The 15554-nt window shown below is 57.0% G+C and carries 15 protein-coding genes; 6 read left to right on the top strand and 9 right to left on the bottom strand.

Features of this window, described 5'->3' with window-relative positions:
- The first annotated feature begins 6 nt into the window (after positions 1-6).
- The gene (locus ABY948_RS01040; protein ID WP_461480642.1) at positions 7-648 is read left to right on the top strand and encodes a TetR/AcrR family transcriptional regulator; all 642 of its coding nucleotides are present in this window, start codon (positions 7-9) and stop codon (positions 646-648) included.
- 26 nt (positions 649-674) lie between these two features.
- Here ABY948_RS01040 and gorA read toward each other — a convergent pair whose 3' ends face one another.
- From gorA to ABY948_RS01005, 7 genes are read right to left on the bottom strand one after another with little or no spacing between them, the layout of a single operon-like run.
- The gene (gene gorA / locus ABY948_RS01035) at positions 675-2027 is read right to left on the bottom strand and encodes a glutathione-disulfide reductase (protein WP_461480641.1); all 1353 of its coding nucleotides are present in this window, start codon (positions 2025-2027) and stop codon (positions 675-677) included.
- Positions 2028-2048: 21 nt separating this feature from the next.
- Positions 2049-3428, bottom strand: a complete 1380-nt coding sequence (gene cysG / locus ABY948_RS01030) for a siroheme synthase CysG (RefSeq protein ID WP_461480640.1) — start codon at positions 3426-3428, stop codon at positions 2049-2051.
- A gap of 29 nt (positions 3429-3457) precedes the next feature.
- The gene (gene serS / locus ABY948_RS01025; RefSeq protein ID WP_461480639.1) at positions 3458-4744 is read right to left on the bottom strand and encodes a serine--tRNA ligase; all 1287 of its coding nucleotides are present in this window, start codon (positions 4742-4744) and stop codon (positions 3458-3460) included.
- A gap of 15 nt (positions 4745-4759) precedes the next feature.
- Positions 4760-5131 (bottom strand): fluoride efflux transporter CrcB, encoded by a 372-nt coding sequence (gene crcB, locus ABY948_RS01020; protein ID WP_461480638.1) that lies wholly within the window; start codon positions 5129-5131, stop codon positions 4760-4762.
- Positions 5119-6465 (bottom strand): replication-associated recombination protein A, encoded by a 1347-nt coding sequence (locus ABY948_RS01015; RefSeq protein ID WP_461480637.1) that lies wholly within the window; start codon positions 6463-6465, stop codon positions 5119-5121. The genes crcB and ABY948_RS01015 overlap by 13 nt, the downstream gene beginning before the upstream one ends.
- Complete coding sequence (lolA, locus tag ABY948_RS01010) at positions 6458-7078, bottom strand: outer membrane lipoprotein chaperone LolA (RefSeq protein ID WP_461480636.1); 621 nt, start codon at positions 7076-7078, stop codon at positions 6458-6460. The genes ABY948_RS01015 and lolA overlap by 8 nt, the downstream gene beginning before the upstream one ends.
- Positions 7079-7110: 32 nt before the next feature.
- Entirely contained in the window at positions 7111-9399 is a 2289-nt protein-coding gene (locus ABY948_RS01005) for a DNA translocase FtsK (RefSeq protein WP_461480673.1), read from the bottom strand.
- Between the two features lie 249 nt (positions 9400-9648).
- Between ABY948_RS01005 and trxB the strand changes: the two genes are divergently transcribed.
- From trxB to infA, 4 genes are all read left to right on the top strand, one after another.
- Positions 9649-10599, top strand: coding sequence for a thioredoxin-disulfide reductase (gene trxB, locus ABY948_RS01000; protein ID WP_461480635.1), 951 nt, complete (start codon positions 9649-9651; stop codon positions 10597-10599).
- The gene (gene aat / locus ABY948_RS00995) at positions 10568-11326 is read left to right on the top strand and encodes a leucyl/phenylalanyl-tRNA--protein transferase (protein ID WP_461480634.1); all 759 of its coding nucleotides are present in this window, start codon (positions 10568-10570) and stop codon (positions 11324-11326) included. Before trxB ends, aat begins: the two co-directional genes overlap by 32 nt.
- Positions 11327-11353: 27 nt before the next feature.
- Positions 11354-12076 carry an arginyltransferase gene (locus ABY948_RS00990; protein ID WP_461480633.1) on the top strand — a complete coding sequence of 241 codons (723 nt, stop codon included), beginning with the start codon at positions 11354-11356 and terminating at the stop codon, positions 12074-12076.
- Positions 12077-12144: 68 nt separating this feature from the next.
- Complete coding sequence (gene infA, locus ABY948_RS00985; protein WP_461480632.1) at positions 12145-12363, top strand: translation initiation factor IF-1; 219 nt, start codon at positions 12145-12147, stop codon at positions 12361-12363.
- A 17-nt stretch (positions 12364-12380) separates the two neighbouring features.
- Here the strand turns inward: infA and clpA are convergent, their stop codons facing one another.
- Positions 12381-14645, bottom strand: a complete 2265-nt coding sequence (gene clpA, locus ABY948_RS00980; RefSeq protein ID WP_461480631.1) for an ATP-dependent Clp protease ATP-binding subunit ClpA — start codon at positions 14643-14645, stop codon at positions 12381-12383.
- A gap of 23 nt (positions 14646-14668) precedes the next feature.
- Entirely contained in the window at positions 14669-15061 is a 393-nt protein-coding gene (clpS, locus tag ABY948_RS00975) for an ATP-dependent Clp protease adapter ClpS (RefSeq protein ID WP_461480630.1), read from the bottom strand.
- A 223-nt stretch (positions 15062-15284) separates the two neighbouring features.
- Here clpS and cspD point away from each other — a divergent pair.
- The coding region (cspD, locus tag ABY948_RS00970; protein ID WP_461480629.1) for a cold shock domain-containing protein CspD at positions 15285-15554 on the top strand (270 nt) is incomplete at its 3' end.

Raw genomic sequence — 15554 nt, 5'->3', positions numbered from 1 at the left:
ATTGCGATGACTGAGCCACGATCACAACAAAAATCCCTCACACCGCGTAATCGCCCAAGTCAGCAGCGCTCCCTGGAACGGCGACAGCAAATTATGGAGACCACCGCATCGCTGTTGGACAAAGTGGGTTTCGATGAGCTGACGACCATTCTGGTCGCTCGTGAAATGGGTATTTCGGTGGGCACGCTCTATCATTATTACCCGAATAAACAGGCGATACTGTACGCCCTTGGGGTTGCCTGGCTGGAGGAGATGGATAGTGCCCTGCGTGATATCACGTCCTGGGATGTGGAGAACCTGTCCCTGAAAGCGGTTGTAGAGCGCGCCGTGGACCGACTGGTGGAGGTGTATCGCAATCGACGCGGCTTATTGCCGTTGGTGCAGGCGTTGTGGGCAGTGCCGGAATTGCGCAAACTGGATGTGGAGCACGACACCCTGGTGATGACACATATGGCCGCCCTGTTCCAGCGAATGGAGATTTCCACAGACAAGGGTGAACTGGGTCGCCTGGCCAAGGTGTTCCTTGAGTTGAGCCACGCGCTGCTGTTGGTGGTGGTGAATCAGTCGGCCGCGCCCTCCAGGCAAAGCCTGGCCGATCTCAAATTCCTGATCTACTCATTGCTGAACAAGCACCGCAGCGCCTTTTAACCCTGCAGGGGGGGAGTTGCGGGGCGTCAGCCGGGCTCCCGCATGGTGACGAACTCCTCGGCGGCAGTCGGATGTATGCCAATGGTGGCGTCGAAGTCCGCTTTGCTAGCCCCAGCCTTGATGGCGATGGCGATGCCCTGGATGATCTCCCCGGCGCCCTCTCCCACCATATGGCATCCAACTACCCTGTCGCTGCTGCGTTGCACAATCAATTTCATAAATACCTTGCCGTCACCGCCCCCCAGGGTTTCCTTCATGGCGCGAAAATGGCTGCGGTAAATCTGTAAATCATCCGCGTGCAGCTCCCTTGCCTGCTCTTCCGTCAGGCCGACGGAGGCGGTATTCGGCTGGCTAAAAACGGCGGTGGGGATATTGCTGTAGTCAACGCGGGCGGGAACACCGGTGGTCAATGTTTGCGTCAACGCCATGCCTTCCGCGATGGCCACCGGCGTCAACTCAACCCGGCCGATGACGTCGCCAATGGCGTAGATTGATGGCTCGGCGGTCTGAAAATAGTCGTCCACGACAATCGAGCCGTTGCCGCGGGTCTGTACGGCGGTGTTCCCTAGGCCCAGCCGGCTGACATTGGGGTGGCGGCCGGTGGCGTACATCACCAGTCCGGCATCGAGCATGTCGCCACTGTTCAGGGTTGCTCTATAACCGTTGTTCAGGGCTTCAATTTTCTCGATATCAGTTGAGAAATGTATCTTAACACCTTGTTTTTCAATTTCTTCTTTGAGGGTTTCTCGCACATCTTGATCAAAACCCCGCAGAAATAGCGGCCCCCGGTAAAGCAAGTGGGTCTCGACCCCCAGACCATTGAAGATCCCCGCAAATTCCACGGCGATGTAGCCGCCGCCAACTATCAGGATACGTTCGGGCAGTTGGTCCAGGTAGAAGGCGTCATTGGAGGTGATGGCCAGCTCGCTGCCGGGGAATTCCGGCACGAAGGGTACTCCACCGGTGGCGATCAGGATCTTGTCGCAGGAATAGGTTTTACCATTGACCTCAACTTCGTGGGGCCCCAGGATTTTTGCCCAGCCTCTGACCAGCTCCACCCCGGCATTGTCCAGTAAATTACCGTAAATGCCGTTGAGCCGTTCGATTTCACGATTTTTATTGTCCCGCAGGGTTGGCCAGTCAAACCGGGTATTGCCTACCCGCCAGCCAAAGCCCTGTGCTGCGCGAAATTCATTGGCAAATGAGGAGGCGTAGACAAACAGTTTTTTGGGAACACAACCGACATTGACGCAGGTGCCGCCCAGATACTGGGCTTCAGCCACCACCACACGCAGGCCCTGCTGGGCGCACATGCGCGCGGTGCGCACACCACCGGAACCGGCACCGATGACAAACAGGTCAACATCATAGGTGGCCATGGTCTTCTCCTTTAGCAACACTTAGCCCTTGAACCAGGACAATTGATCGTGGAGTTTGACCACATCACCGACAATGATCAAGGTGGGTGCCTTGGCCTCTGCCTTGCGGACAATATCCGGCAGGGTTGTCAAATCGCCAACGAACACCCGCTGCCGGGCTGTGGTGCCCTTCTCCACCAGGGCAGCAGGGGTGGCGGCGGACTTGCCGCGGGCGATCAGCTCCTTGCAGATACTCTCCAGTCCACTCAAGCCCATGTAGAACACCAGGGTCTGATTGGGGGCGATCAGGTCCTGCCAATTGAGATCCAGGGAGTGATCCTTGAGGTGTCCGGTGATAAAGCGCACCGACTGGGCGTAATCCCGGTGAGTCAGTGGAATACCCGCATAGCTGGCACAGCCGGAGGCCGCGGTAATGCCGGGTACCACCTGAAAAGGCACGCCGCGCTCTGCCAAGTGGGCAATTTCCTCACCGCCGCGACCAAAAATAAAGGGGTCGCCGCCCTTCAGGCGCAGTACCCGTTTGCCCTGCAACGCGAATTCCGCCAGTTTTTCGTTGATATTTTCCTGGGTGACCGGGTGATCCCCGGCGGTCTTGCCCACGTAGATCAGCTCGGCGTCCCGCCGCACCAGCGCCATCACTTCCTTTGACACCAACCGGTCATAGAGCACGATGTCGGCTTTCTGCATCAGTCGCAGGGCGCGGAAGGTCAGCAGATCGGGGTCCCCGGGACCACCGCCCACCAGATAGACTTCGCCGACCTGGCGATGCTGTTCTCCGGCCAGTTTCTGCTCCAGGCGCTGTTCCGCTTCCTTGGGTCTTTCGCTGTATACCAGTTCGGCGATGTCGCCCTCAAAGACCTCTTCCCAGAAGGCTTTGCGGGCCAGGGGGCTGTCAATCGCGGCTTTTACCTGGCTGCGGTATTTGCCGGCCAGTGCGGCCAGCCTGCCGTAGCCGGCGGGAATCAGGCCTTCCAGACGGGTGCGCAGCATCCGCGCCAGTACCGGTGCTTTGCCACTGCTGGTAATGGCAATTTGCACCGGAGAGCGATCCACGATGGAGGGAAACACCACGGTGCAAAGTTCGGGGCTGTCCACCACATTGACGGGGATATTGCGGCGCTGGGCCAGCTGTGAGACCTGGCGATTGACCTGCGGGTCGTTGGTGGCCGCGATCACCAGCGCGGCGCCGTCGATATCGGCGTCGACAAAGGGGCGTTGCTGCAGCGTCAGGCTGTGTTGCCCGGCCAGGTTGCGGATAGCGGGGTTGATCTCGGGGGCGATGAGTTCAATGGCGGCCCCGGCATCGATTAACTGGCGCAACTTGCGCAGGGCGACATCCCCGCCGCCAACCACCAGGCAGCGGCGACCCCGCAGGTTATGAAACAGCGGCAATAGATCCATAATTACTATTCTGGGCCAGGGTCAGCAAATCAGCCAATGCTGACTTGCCCGCCCATGTAGGGTTGTAAAACGTCCGGGATGCTGATGCTGCCATCTGGCTGTTGATAGTTCTCCATCACCGCCAGCAGGGTACGGCCCACCGCCAGCCCTGAACCGTTCAGGGTGTGCAGCAGCTCCGGCTTGCCGGTTTCCGGATTGCGCCAGCGGGCTTTCAGGCGGCGGGCCTGGAAATCCCGGAAGTTGCTGCAGGAGGAAATTTCCCGGTAACGCTGTTGGGACGGCAGCCACACCTCGATGTCGTAGGTGCGGGCGGAGGAAAAACCCAAATCGCCACCACAGAGAATAATGGTGCGGTACGGCAAGCCCAGTTTTTGCAGGATGGTCTCGGCATGGCCGGTGAGCCGCTCCAGGGTTGCAGTGGAATCCTCTGGCTTGACGAACTGCACCAATTCAACCTTTTCGAACTGGTGCTGGCGGATCATGCCGCGGGTGTCCTTGCCGTAACTGCCCGCCTCACTGCGAAAACAGGGCGTGTGGCAGGCAAATTTCACCGGCAGCTCAGCCGCATCGACAATCTCATCCCGCAACACATTGGTCACCGGGACTTCCGCCGTGGGGATCAGGTAGAAATTGCGCTCGTCGGTCAGCTTGAACAGGTCTTCCTCGAATTTCGGTAATTGCCCGGTGCCAAACAGGGAGTCGCTGTTGACGATATAGGGCACATTGATTTCCTGATAGCCGTGCTCCTGGGTGTGGGTATTGAGCATAAACTGGATCAGGGCGCGGTGCAGGTGAGCGACCTGCCCTTTCATCACGGCAAAGCGCGAGCCGGTAATCTTGGTGCCGGTTTCAAAGTCCAGCAGGCCAAGTTTTGCCCCGAGATCCACATGATCCCGCACCTCGAAGTCGAATACCCGGGGCTCACCCCAGCGGCGCACTTCCAGGTTATCGTCTTCAGATACGCCGGCCGGCACTTCCGGGTCCGGGATATTGGGGACACCGCTCAAGTATTCATCCAGTTGCCGCTGTACCGCGTTGAGGGTGTCTTCTGCCTCATTGCAGGCCAGCTTCAGCGCTTCACCCTTGGCTTTAAGGGGCTCGATATCCTCACCTTTGGCCTTGGCTTCGCCCATGGCCTTGCCCATGGACTTGGCGTAGGCGTTGCGCTCGGCCTGCAGGGACTGGGCTTGTTCCTGCAGCTCACGGCGCTGCAGCTCCAGTTGGTTGAGCTTTTCAACATCCAGGGTAAAACCCTTGACGGCCAGCGCGGCGGCAACGGTTTGCGGCTCGGAACGAACGAGTTTGGGGTCCAGCATGGGGTGGGGAAATTCCTAAAACAATCGGGTCAAAGTTATGGCGCCTAGGGTACCCCCCAGGCACAACACTAGATTCAGGGCGACATAGGCGGCCGCCAGCGCGAGGTGGCCATTTTGCCACAAAGCGAGACTATCAAGCGAGAACGTGGAAAAAGTGGTGAAAGCGCCGAGGAAGCCGACCATCACCAGGTTGCGCATTTCAGCGGGTAATACACCGCGCTCAATGATCAACACATAAAACAGCCCCATCAGAATGGAGCCCGCCACATTGACCACCAGGGTACCCATGGGAAAGCGGCCCCCCATCACAGGAAAGATCACCGCGTTCACCGCAAATCGCCCCATCGCACCGAGGGCACCGCCCAGCGCCACCATCAACCATTGCATGTATCGTCCTCTCCGTAACGTTGCACGGGACTGTTTTTGTCCAGCTCGCGCAAGCGATCCAGCTTCTCGGCAATTTGCTTCTCAAGTCCCCGCTCCGAGGGAAAATAATAACGTGTGCCCTGCAATTCCCGGGGGAAATAATTTTCACCGGGGGCAAAGGCGCCGGGCTCATCGTGGGCGTAACGGTATTCCGCACCGTAATCCAGCTCTTTCATCAGCTTGGTGGGGGCATTGCGCAAATGCAGTGGCACATCATAGGTCGGCATTTGCTTCACGTCTGCCCGGACGCGGTTGAAGGCCTGATACACCGCATTGCTCTTGGGGGCGGATGCCAGGTAGAGAATGGCCTGGGCAAGGGTCAATTCACCTTCCGGGCTGCCGAGCCGCTCCAGGGTGTCCCAGGCGTTGAGCGCGAGGCTGAGTGCTCTCGGGTCGGCATTGCCGATATCCTCGCTCGCCATACGCACCACCCGTCGAGCGATGTAAAGAGGATCGCAGCCGCCATCCATCATACGGGCAAACCAGTACAGTGCGGCATCCGGTGAGGAGCCTCGCACCGCTTTGTGCAGCGCCGAGATCTGGTCGTAGAAGTACTCGCCAGCTTTGTCGAAGCGACGGGTATCACTGACCAGCACCTCCTCAACCACGGACCGTTCCACTCTGTCGGCGACTGCCAGGTCGCTGGCAATTTCCAGCAGATTGAGCGCCTTGCGGGCATCGCCGTCGGCAGCGCTGGCCAGCAATTCCAGGGCGTCATCGGTGACGGTCAAACCCCGAGCGCCAAGCCCTCGCTCCCGGTCACTCAGGGCTCGGCGGATAATTTTGACGATGTCATCGTGCTCAAGGCTGCGCAGGACATAAACCCGGCAGCGGGACAGCAGTGCATTATTGAGCTCAAAGGACGGGTTTTCAGTGGTCGCGCCAATCAGTACTACGGTGCCATCTTCCACATAGGGCAAGAAGGCATCCTGTTGGGACTTGTTGAAACGGTGGACCTCATCCACGAACAGGATCGTCTGGCGACCGCGCAGGTCCCGCTCTTCCTGGGCGCGGGCGACAGCGGCGCGAATCTCCTTGACGCCGGCCAGCACCGCCGAGACGGCTTCCAGGTGGGCGTCGACGGAATCGGCGATAATGCGGGCCAGGGTGGTTTTGCCGACACCCGGCGGCCCCCAAAACAGCATGGAGTGCAGCTGTCCCGCCTGAATCGCCTCGCGCAGGGACTTTCCCTCCCCCACCAGATGAACCTGGCCGCTGAAGGCGTCGAGGGTGCGCGGCCGCATCCTGGCCGCCAGGGGCTGGCCGAGATCGCGACTGAACAGGTCCCTATTCATCGCCGATGATATCCACCCCTTGCGGGGCGATAAACACGAACTGCTCGGGTTCCCAGGGTGAATTGGGCTGGACATCCCGGAAATGGATATCCGTTTTTTGCCCGAGACTGTCCCAGAGGGCCATGGCCAGAGGGATATCCCCCACAAAGCTCAGTGTGACTTTCTCGTAGAGGCTGTCGGCAGCGATCGGCCGCAGGGTAAACAGCGTGTTGTCACCCTCTTCCACACTGACGCTGTAGCTTTGCTCCAGTGCGGCCAGATCACCGATAAACAGTACTGCCGGCGTTTTGCTGAGGTCTTCTTCAAATGGCTTGATGGTAACCTGCTCCAGGTCCGGGTCGTACAGCCACAGTGTCTGTCCATCGGAGACAATCAGCTGCTCCAGCGGGGCATCCGTTTGCCAGCGCACCCGTCCGGGTCGGGCTGCCTGCATCTGCCCGCTGGCCTGTTGCAGCACATCACCTTCGGCAGCGTAAACGGTCTGTTCAAACTTGGCCGTCAGGCTATCCAGCCCGGCAAGCCTCGCGCGCAGCGCATTGGCAGCGGGTTGACCTCCCGCCCAAAGCGCGCAGGATGCGGTGAGTAAACAGCAGGTCAACAGGGCACGAATCATAGGGAATGTCATCAAAATAAGGTTAAGTGCAGTTAGTCGCGGCCGGGGACGAGAACATCCCGGTTGCCGTTGGTACCCATTTCACTGACCACACCGCTGACCTCCATCTGTTCGATCAGTCGGGCCGCGCGGTTGTAACCAATGCGCAACTTGCGCTGCACCGAGGAAATGGATGCCTTGCGGGTGTGCAGCACAAATGCCACCGCTTCATCGTATAGCGGGTCTGACTCGGCGTCGTCACCGCCCTCCCCGCCTTCCGAGGAATAACCCGGCACCACAATATTGCCGAGAACGGCTTCGTCGAGAATATCCTCCAGATACTCTGGTTCACCGCGGCGCTTCCAGTCTGCCACTACCCGGTGAACCTCGTGATCATCGACAAATGCGCCGTGAACACGAACCGGAACACTGGTGCCCGGCGGCAGATAGAGCATATCCCCATGGCCCAGCAGTTGTTCCGCGCCACCCTGATCGAGGATGGTGCGGGAGTCAATCTTGGATGACACCTGGAAGGCGATGCGGGTCGGCACATTGGCTTTGATCAGTCCGGTAATCACATCCACGGAGGGGCGCTGGGTGGCCAGAATCAGGTGAATACCGGCTGCCCTGGCTTTTTGAGCAATGCGGGCGATCAGTTGTTCCACTTTCTTGCCGACGATCATCATCATGTCGGCAAATTCATCAATCACAACGACGATATAGGGCAGCTTTTCCAGATTGGGGGCAGCCAGGCTCTCTTCGCCGAACAGGCTGGCGTGCTCGTCCGGCTGCCACAGGGGATCCGTAATCGGCTTACCTGCGGCAATGGCATCGGCAATCTTGCGGTTGAACCCGGATAAATTGCGCACCCCCATGGCGGCCATCAACTTGTAGCGACGCTCCATTTCACCGACACACCAGCGCAGGCCGCTGGCGGCATCCTTCATGTCCGTGATCACCGGTGTCAGCAGGTGGGGAATGCCATCGTAAACGGACAGCTCCAGCATTTTGGGGTCCACCAGAATCAGGCGAACCTCGTCTGGGCTGGCCTTATACAGCAGACTGAGCAGCATCACGTTGATACCAACGGATTTGCCGGAGCCCGTGGTGCCAGCCACCAGCAGATGGGGCATTTTTGACAGGTCCGCCACCACCGGCAGCCCGGAAATGTCGTGGCCCAGGGCCAGTGTCAGCGGGGATTTGGCCTGCTCATAGGTTTCTGACGCGAGCACTTCCCCGAGGCGAACCATTTCCCGGTGTTCATTGGGAATTTCGATGCCCACCACGGATTTTCCGGGAATCACTTCCACGACCCGCACACTGACCACCGCCAGTGAGCGCGCCAGGTCCTTGGCCAGGTTGCTGATACGACTCACCTTGACGCCGGCAGCAGGCTGAATTTCAAAACGCGTGACTACCGGTCCCGGCAATACTTCCACCACCTCGGCACTGATGCCGAAGTCCTGGAGTTTGAGTTCCAGCTGCTTGGACATCGCCTCAAGAGATTCACGGGAATAGCCCTTGTCGCGGTTGTTGTCCGCTTTATCCAACAGGTTGATAGCGGGTAGCTCGCCGCTAACCGGCTCCTCGAAAAGCGACGTCTGCTTCTCCTTTTCCACCCGAATACTCGGAATTTCCCGTTTCGGTAGTGTCTGGATGGTGGGGGGAATCCGAGTTGCGTCTTTTTCGGCCCGCTTGGCTTTCACTTCCTTGCGGCGCAGTTGGGCGCTTTCAGCCTGGCGGTTTTCCTCGCGGCGCGCCCGGTAACCGGCAAAACCGAGCCTCACCTGCTCAAAGCCCCGCAGGGTGAGCCGGCCGGCGCCGTCGATCACCGCCAGCCAGGACAGATCGGTAAAAACCGTCAGGCCAAACAAAAATATCGCCAGCAGGATCAGGGTGCTGCCCACATAGCTGAAAGCCGTGGTGGAAGCCGTCGCGACGGATGTGCCGAGGATACCCCCGATACCAAATGGCAGCGATGTGCTGAGTCCGCCGTACTGCAAGGTCGCCAGCGAGGTGGCGCAGACCATGACCAACACCAATCCGAGGATACGCAGGGCGAACACCACGCCGTCAAACTCGGTGCTCTCTTCCTGATGGGCTCGGAACACACTCCAGGCGCGCAGCGCCAGCAACACCGGGAACAGGTAGGACATATAGCCGAACAGCGAGAAAAACACATCGGATAGCCAGGCACCCAAGGGGCCGGCCGCATTTTCAACGCGGTCCATACTGCCGGTGTGGGACCAGCCCGGGTCAGCTGGGGAGTAACTGAGGAAGGCGAGCAACAAATAGGCACAGATAGCCAACCAGCTAATCAGGGCTCCTTCCCTGAGCATCATTTTCACCCGTGATGGTGACGGCCTGATCTCAGGCCCCTGCTTTTTTTTCGGCTGTATTACTCTGCTCAACGGAATATCCGGCTGTTGTACTCTGACCGCTATTGTAATGGCAGTAGATGGAAATACCAGCAGCCCCAAAATGCATTAGTTCACTAAATTCGGCCTATAGTGAAATGCTATTTTGTCTCCGCAAGGGCTTTCATTATCATAACCACCAATTTGAAACCCATTGTTCTGGAATTTTTCGCCATGTCAGAGACACAACATCATAAGCTGATCATTCTCGGCTCCGGGCCTGCGGGCTACACTGCGGCCATCTATGCGGCACGGGCCAACCTCAATCCGGTGGTGATCACCGGCATCCAGCAGGGTGGCCAATTAACCACCACCACTGACGTCGATAACTGGCCTGGCGATGTGGAGGGCCTGCAGGGGCCGGATTTGATGGTCAGAATGCAGGCCCATGCCGAACGCTTCGATACCAACATCATTTTCGACCATGTCGAGCAGGTGGATCTCAGTCGTCGTCCCTTCCAGCTCAAAGGCAGCAACAGCTACAGCTGCGATGCCTTGATCATCTGTACCGGGGCATCGGCCCAGTACCTGGGGCTGCCTTCAGAGGAAGCCTTCATGGGCAAAGGTGTCAGCGCCTGTGCCACCTGCGACGGCTTCTTCTACCGCAAGCAGAAAGTCGCCGTCATCGGCGGTGGCAATACGGCCGTCGAAGAAGCCCTGTACCTGTCGAACATTTGCAGTGAAGTGACTCTGGTGCACCGCCGCGATTCCTTGCGTTCAGAAAAGATTCTCCAGGACAAACTGTTTGAGCGCGCCCAAAACGGCAATATCAAACTGCTGTGGAATCACACCCTGGCCGAAGTGCTCGGCGACGATGCCGGGGTGACCGGGTTGCGCCTGCAAAACACACAGGACGGTTCCACCCGGGACATTGAGGTCACGGGCGTGTTCATCGCCATCGGCCACAAGCCGAATACGGATATTTTCTCCGGCCAGCTGGAGATGAAAAACGGCTATATTTCTGTGCAAGGCGGCAGCGACGGCAATGCCACCGCCACCAGTGTTGAAGGTGTCTTCGCGGCGGGAGATGTGGCCGACCATGTCTACCGCCAGGCCGTTACATCCGCAGGTTCCGGATGTATGGCGGCACTGGATGCGGAAAAATACCTCGACGCCCTCGAGTGAAGCAGCCTTGCGTGATCTGACGCTACTCGATTCGCAAGACCCTGTTTTCCCCCATCCGGAAAACGCCCTCAGGGACCCTGAGGGCCTCCTCGCCGTCGGCGGCAACCTCGCCAGCAACACGCTGCTGGCGGCCTATCAGCAGGGCATTTTCCCCTGGTATGAAGCCGGTCAGCCACTGCTGTGGTGGTCGCCAGATCCCCGCGCCGTGATTTTCCCCGAACGGATCGCGGTTTCAAGGTCACTCAGGAAAAGCTGGCGGCGCAGCGAATGGGTGGTCAAAATCGACCATGACTTTCTACAGGTCATTGAAAACTGTGCGGCGCCGCGAATTCAGGGTAGTGGAGGTACCTGGATTACCACGGAGATGAAACTCGCCTACCTTGCATTGCATCGGGCAGGTCATGCACACTCTATTGAAGTTTGGAACCACAATCAGCTGGTTGGCGGGCTGTATGGCGTGATGGTCGGCAGTCTGTTTTGCGGTGAGTCGATGTTCAGCCGCCAGCGGGACGCGTCAAAAGTGGCGTTGGCGGCATTGAGTGGAATACTGCATCAGCAGAGCACAGACAGTCTGATCGACTGTCAGCTGAGTAACGCTCACCTGCTGTCGATGGGGGCGGTCACCATTCCGCGCCGTGAATTCCTCGCCAGGTTGGCCAATCTGCGCGGTAAACTCTTTAACTGGCATGCTGTCGAAATTGATAGCGCATTGACTAAACTTATGTAACCCACCTGGAGTTGAGGGCTAAAAGCTATGTCCCGGGATATATCGCCAGATGTTAGAGCGATCAGGCTGTTTCTGACAGAACCTCACCCCTGTAGCTATCTGGAGGATCAGAAAGCGATTACCGCCTTTGTCGATCCCGCCATCAGCATCGATAAAAACCTCTACAGCTATCTATCCAACTATGGTTTTCGGCGCAGCGGTCGTTACGTCTACGCACCCCGATGCAAGTCGTGTAAAGCCTGTATCCCCGCCCGCCTTGTGGTGAATGACTTCGAACCCAACCGGCAGCAACACCGCTGCAATAAACGCAACGCTGATCTCACCGTGAGCATTGCCCGGACCATTGACGAGGGTGAACACTACCCGCTCTATGAGCGCTATCTTGAAGAGCGCCACGCCGATGGCGACATGTATCCGCCCACCATGACTCAGTACCGGGATTTCATCAGCAGCCTTTGGGATAACAGCCGGATACTTGAAATACGTCTTCGGGGTGAATTGGTCGCCGCCGGCGTGATCGATATTCTCAACGATGGCCTGTCGGCCATCTACACCTATTACTCTCCGGACCATCCGAAACGCAGCCTTGGCACCTACATGATTTTGGCCGAGCTGGTACTGACCAGGGATTTGGGACTGCCCTATCTCTACCTCGGTTACTGGATCGAACGCAGCCCTAAAATGGCTTACAAGAAGAATTTCCAGCCGCTGGAGTTACTGATCGATGACCGCTGGGTTCCTATGAATTGACTTTGCCTGATTTTCAGGCAGAATGCGCCACTTCCTAGGAAAAGCAGGTCTTGGAGAATTCGAGCGGCATGGCGAAAGAAGACAATATTGAAATGGAAGGGGAAGTCATTGATACACTCCCCAACACCACATTCCGGGTCAAACTGGAAAACGGCCACGTAGTGACCGCCCATATCTCCGGCAAAATGCGTAAAAACTACATCCGCATCCTCACCGGCGACAAAGTAAAAGTCGAATTAACACCCTACGACCTCAGCAAGGGCAGGATCACCTACCGCGCGCGATAAGTTGCCTGCCCTTCCTGTCAGGCAACTTCCGTTTCTGCTTCGATTACCAGCTCACCATCATCTGACACTGATACCCTGGCGATGCCGCCCCCTGCCAGGTCCCCGAACAGGACTTCCTCGGCCAGGGGCTTCTTGATTTTCTCCTGGATCAGGCGCGCCATGGGCCGTGCGCCCATCTTCTCATCGTAGCCATGCTCGGCAAGCCATTCTTTGGCCTCCTCATCGATATCCAGCAGCACCCGCTTTTCATCCAGCTGTTGTTGCAGCTGACAGAGAAACTTGTCGACCACGGTATGAATCACAGTGGCGTCCAGAGGTTTGAACTGGATAATGGCGTCCAGGCGGTTCCTGAACTCCGGTGTGAACATTTTCTTGATCACTTCCATGCCATCGGTAGTGTGGTCCTGCGAGGTAAAGCCAATTGAAGAGCGGCTCATCTCCTGGGCACCGGCGTTGGTGGTCATGATCAAAATGATATTGCGGAAATCGGCCTTGCGGCCATTGTTATCCGTCAAGGTGCCGTGATCCATGACCTGCAGTAGCAAGTTGAACACCTCGGGGTGTGCTTTCTCGATCTCGTCGAGCAACACCACCGCGTGGGGGTTCTTGGTGACGGCGTCGGTGAGCAGGCCACCCTGATCAAAGCCGACGTAACCGGGCGGCGCCCCAATCAGCCTGGAGACAGTGTGGCGCTCCATGTACTCAGACATATCAAAGCGCAACAGCTCAATACCCATAACCTCTGACAGTTGCCGCGAGACCTCGGTTTTGCCGACACCGGTGGGGCCGGCAAACAGGAACGAACCGATCGGCTTGTCGCCCTCGCGCAAACCGGCGCGGGCCAGCTTGATGGAGGTGGACAGCACGGAAATTGCTTCATCCTGACCAAACACTACCATTTTCAGTTTGTCGGACAGGCCGCGCAGTTGTTCCTTGTCAGAAGCGGATACGCTCTTGGGCGGGATTCTGGCAATTTTGGCCACAATGGCCTCAACGTCCCCCACGCCGACCACTTTTTTGCGCTTGGAGGGAGACTGCAGTTGCTGGTACGCCCCGGCTTCGTCGATGACATCGATAGCCTTGTCCGGCAGGAACCGGTCGTTGATGTAACGGGCAGACAATTCAGCCGCCGCTTTCAGCGCCGAGTTGGTAAAACGCAGATTGTGGTGTTCTTCAAAGCGCGACTTCAGACCCTTCAGAATACCGAAGGTCTCTTCCACAGTCGGTTCGGAGACATCGATTTTTTGGAAACGGCGGGACAGCGCACGATCCTTCTCGAAGATACCGCGGTACTCCTGAAAAGTTGTCGAACCGATGCAGCGGATTTTCCCCGAGGTCAGCAACGGCTTTAACAGGTTGGAGGCATCCATCACGCCACCGGAGGCGGCGCCGGCACCAATAATGGTGTGGATCTCATCGATAAACAGGATCGCTCCTTCCTCGGCATTCAGTTCAGCCAGAACGCCTTTGAAGCGCTTCTCGAAGTCGCCGCGATACTTGGTGCCCGCGAGCAGATTGCCGAGGTCGAGGGAATACACCACGCTGTGGCTCAATGCCTCGGGCACCTCCTCTTCGACAATGAGTTTGGCAAGCCCTTCGGCGATCGCCGTTTTACCGACACCGGCCTCACCCACCAGCAGGGGATTGTTTTTGCGGCGGCGTGCCAGCACCTGGCAGACCCGCTCAACTTCCAGCTGGCGCCCTACCAGGGGATCAATCTCTCCCTTGCTGGCGAGCACATTCAGGTTGGTGGTGAATTGCTCCAGCAAACTGTGCCCGGGCGCCTCGCTTTCGACCGCGCCCTCGTCCTGGTGGACTTCGCCATCGTGCTGTTCAGACTGGTCAGCATATTTGGAAATGCCGTGGGAGATGTAATTCACGACATCGATTCGGGCAACATTCTGCAAGCGCAGGAAGTAGACGGCCTGGCTCTCCTGTTCACTGAACAGAGCCACCAGCACGTTATCCCCCTGGACTTCCTTCTTGCCGGAAGACTGCACATGAAAAACGGCACGTTGCAGTACCCGCTGGAAACCGAGTGTCGGCTGGGTGTCTTTTTCAACCAGTTCTTCAGGAATCAGTGGTGTAGTGGATTCAATAAACTCGTCTAGGTCGTGACGCAATACGTTAATGTCTACGCCGCAAGCACGAAGTACTCTCACCGCAGACTCATTGTCGAGTAATGCCAGCAACAGGTGCTCAACCGTCATGAATTCATGACGCTTCTCGCTGGCTCCTTTGAACGCCTTGTTCAGGGTCAACTCAAGCTCTCTACTTAACATACAGCCACCTATATAGTGCTTTACTAGAGATCATCATCTTCAACAGGTTCTATTTCACAGAGCAAGGGATGTTCGTTGTCCCGTGCATACTGATTTACCTGTGCGACTTTCGTTTCCGCTACATCCTTGGTGTAAACGCCACAAACAGCCTTTCCCTCCATGTGTACTTTCAGCATTACGCGTGTGGCGGCCTCGCGGTTCATTGCAAAAAAGACCTCAAGCAGTTCGACGACAAACTCCATTGGGGTAAAGTCATCATTAAACAAGACTACCTTGTACTTCCTGGGTCGCTTGAGCTCAGGGCGTGTCTCTTCGACAACAGCATCACTACTGTGTTGCCATTGATCCACATCATCCCTTTTGCTCAGTCTTACGTTCAAACTCATAGTCATAGTGTTTTCAAAAAACGCCTTCATCTATCTTACATTTTAATACCCTTTTAGAGCCTCAATTCTACCGGCAACTTCTTTTTTGTGTACGTTTATCGATCTCATCCTCCGCTTGACTTGTTCCTTATTTAGTTATAGAAAATCGTTTTGGGCAAAAAATGTTCAATAAAAGGGGACTAATCAGTCAAATAGTGGTTGGTTGTTAGCAGGGCAAATTTAATAACTAGAAAGTCCAGCAAGGGGTTTTAATATGCCGTCAGGTACAGTGAAGTGGTTTAACAATGCCAAAGGCTATGGATTCATCCTATCTGCAGATGGGGCACACGATATTTTTGCGCACTACTCAGCCATCAATATGGATGGCTACAAAACACTAAAAGCGGGTCAAGAAGTAACATATGACCTGGTAGAAGGACAAAAAGGCCTTCACGCAACCAATATCGTCCCGGTGAAAAATGGCGTTGATGATCCGGACGAATTCCCGGAAGAGGTAGTTGACGAGCAGGAAAGTGAACATAGT

This window comes from Porticoccus sp. (assembly GCF_041592135.1).
GTDB lineage: Bacteria > Pseudomonadota > Gammaproteobacteria > Pseudomonadales > Porticoccaceae > Porticoccus.
Note: the sequence above shows the minus strand (reverse complement) of the source record. Positions and strands in the feature narration are given on the sequence as shown.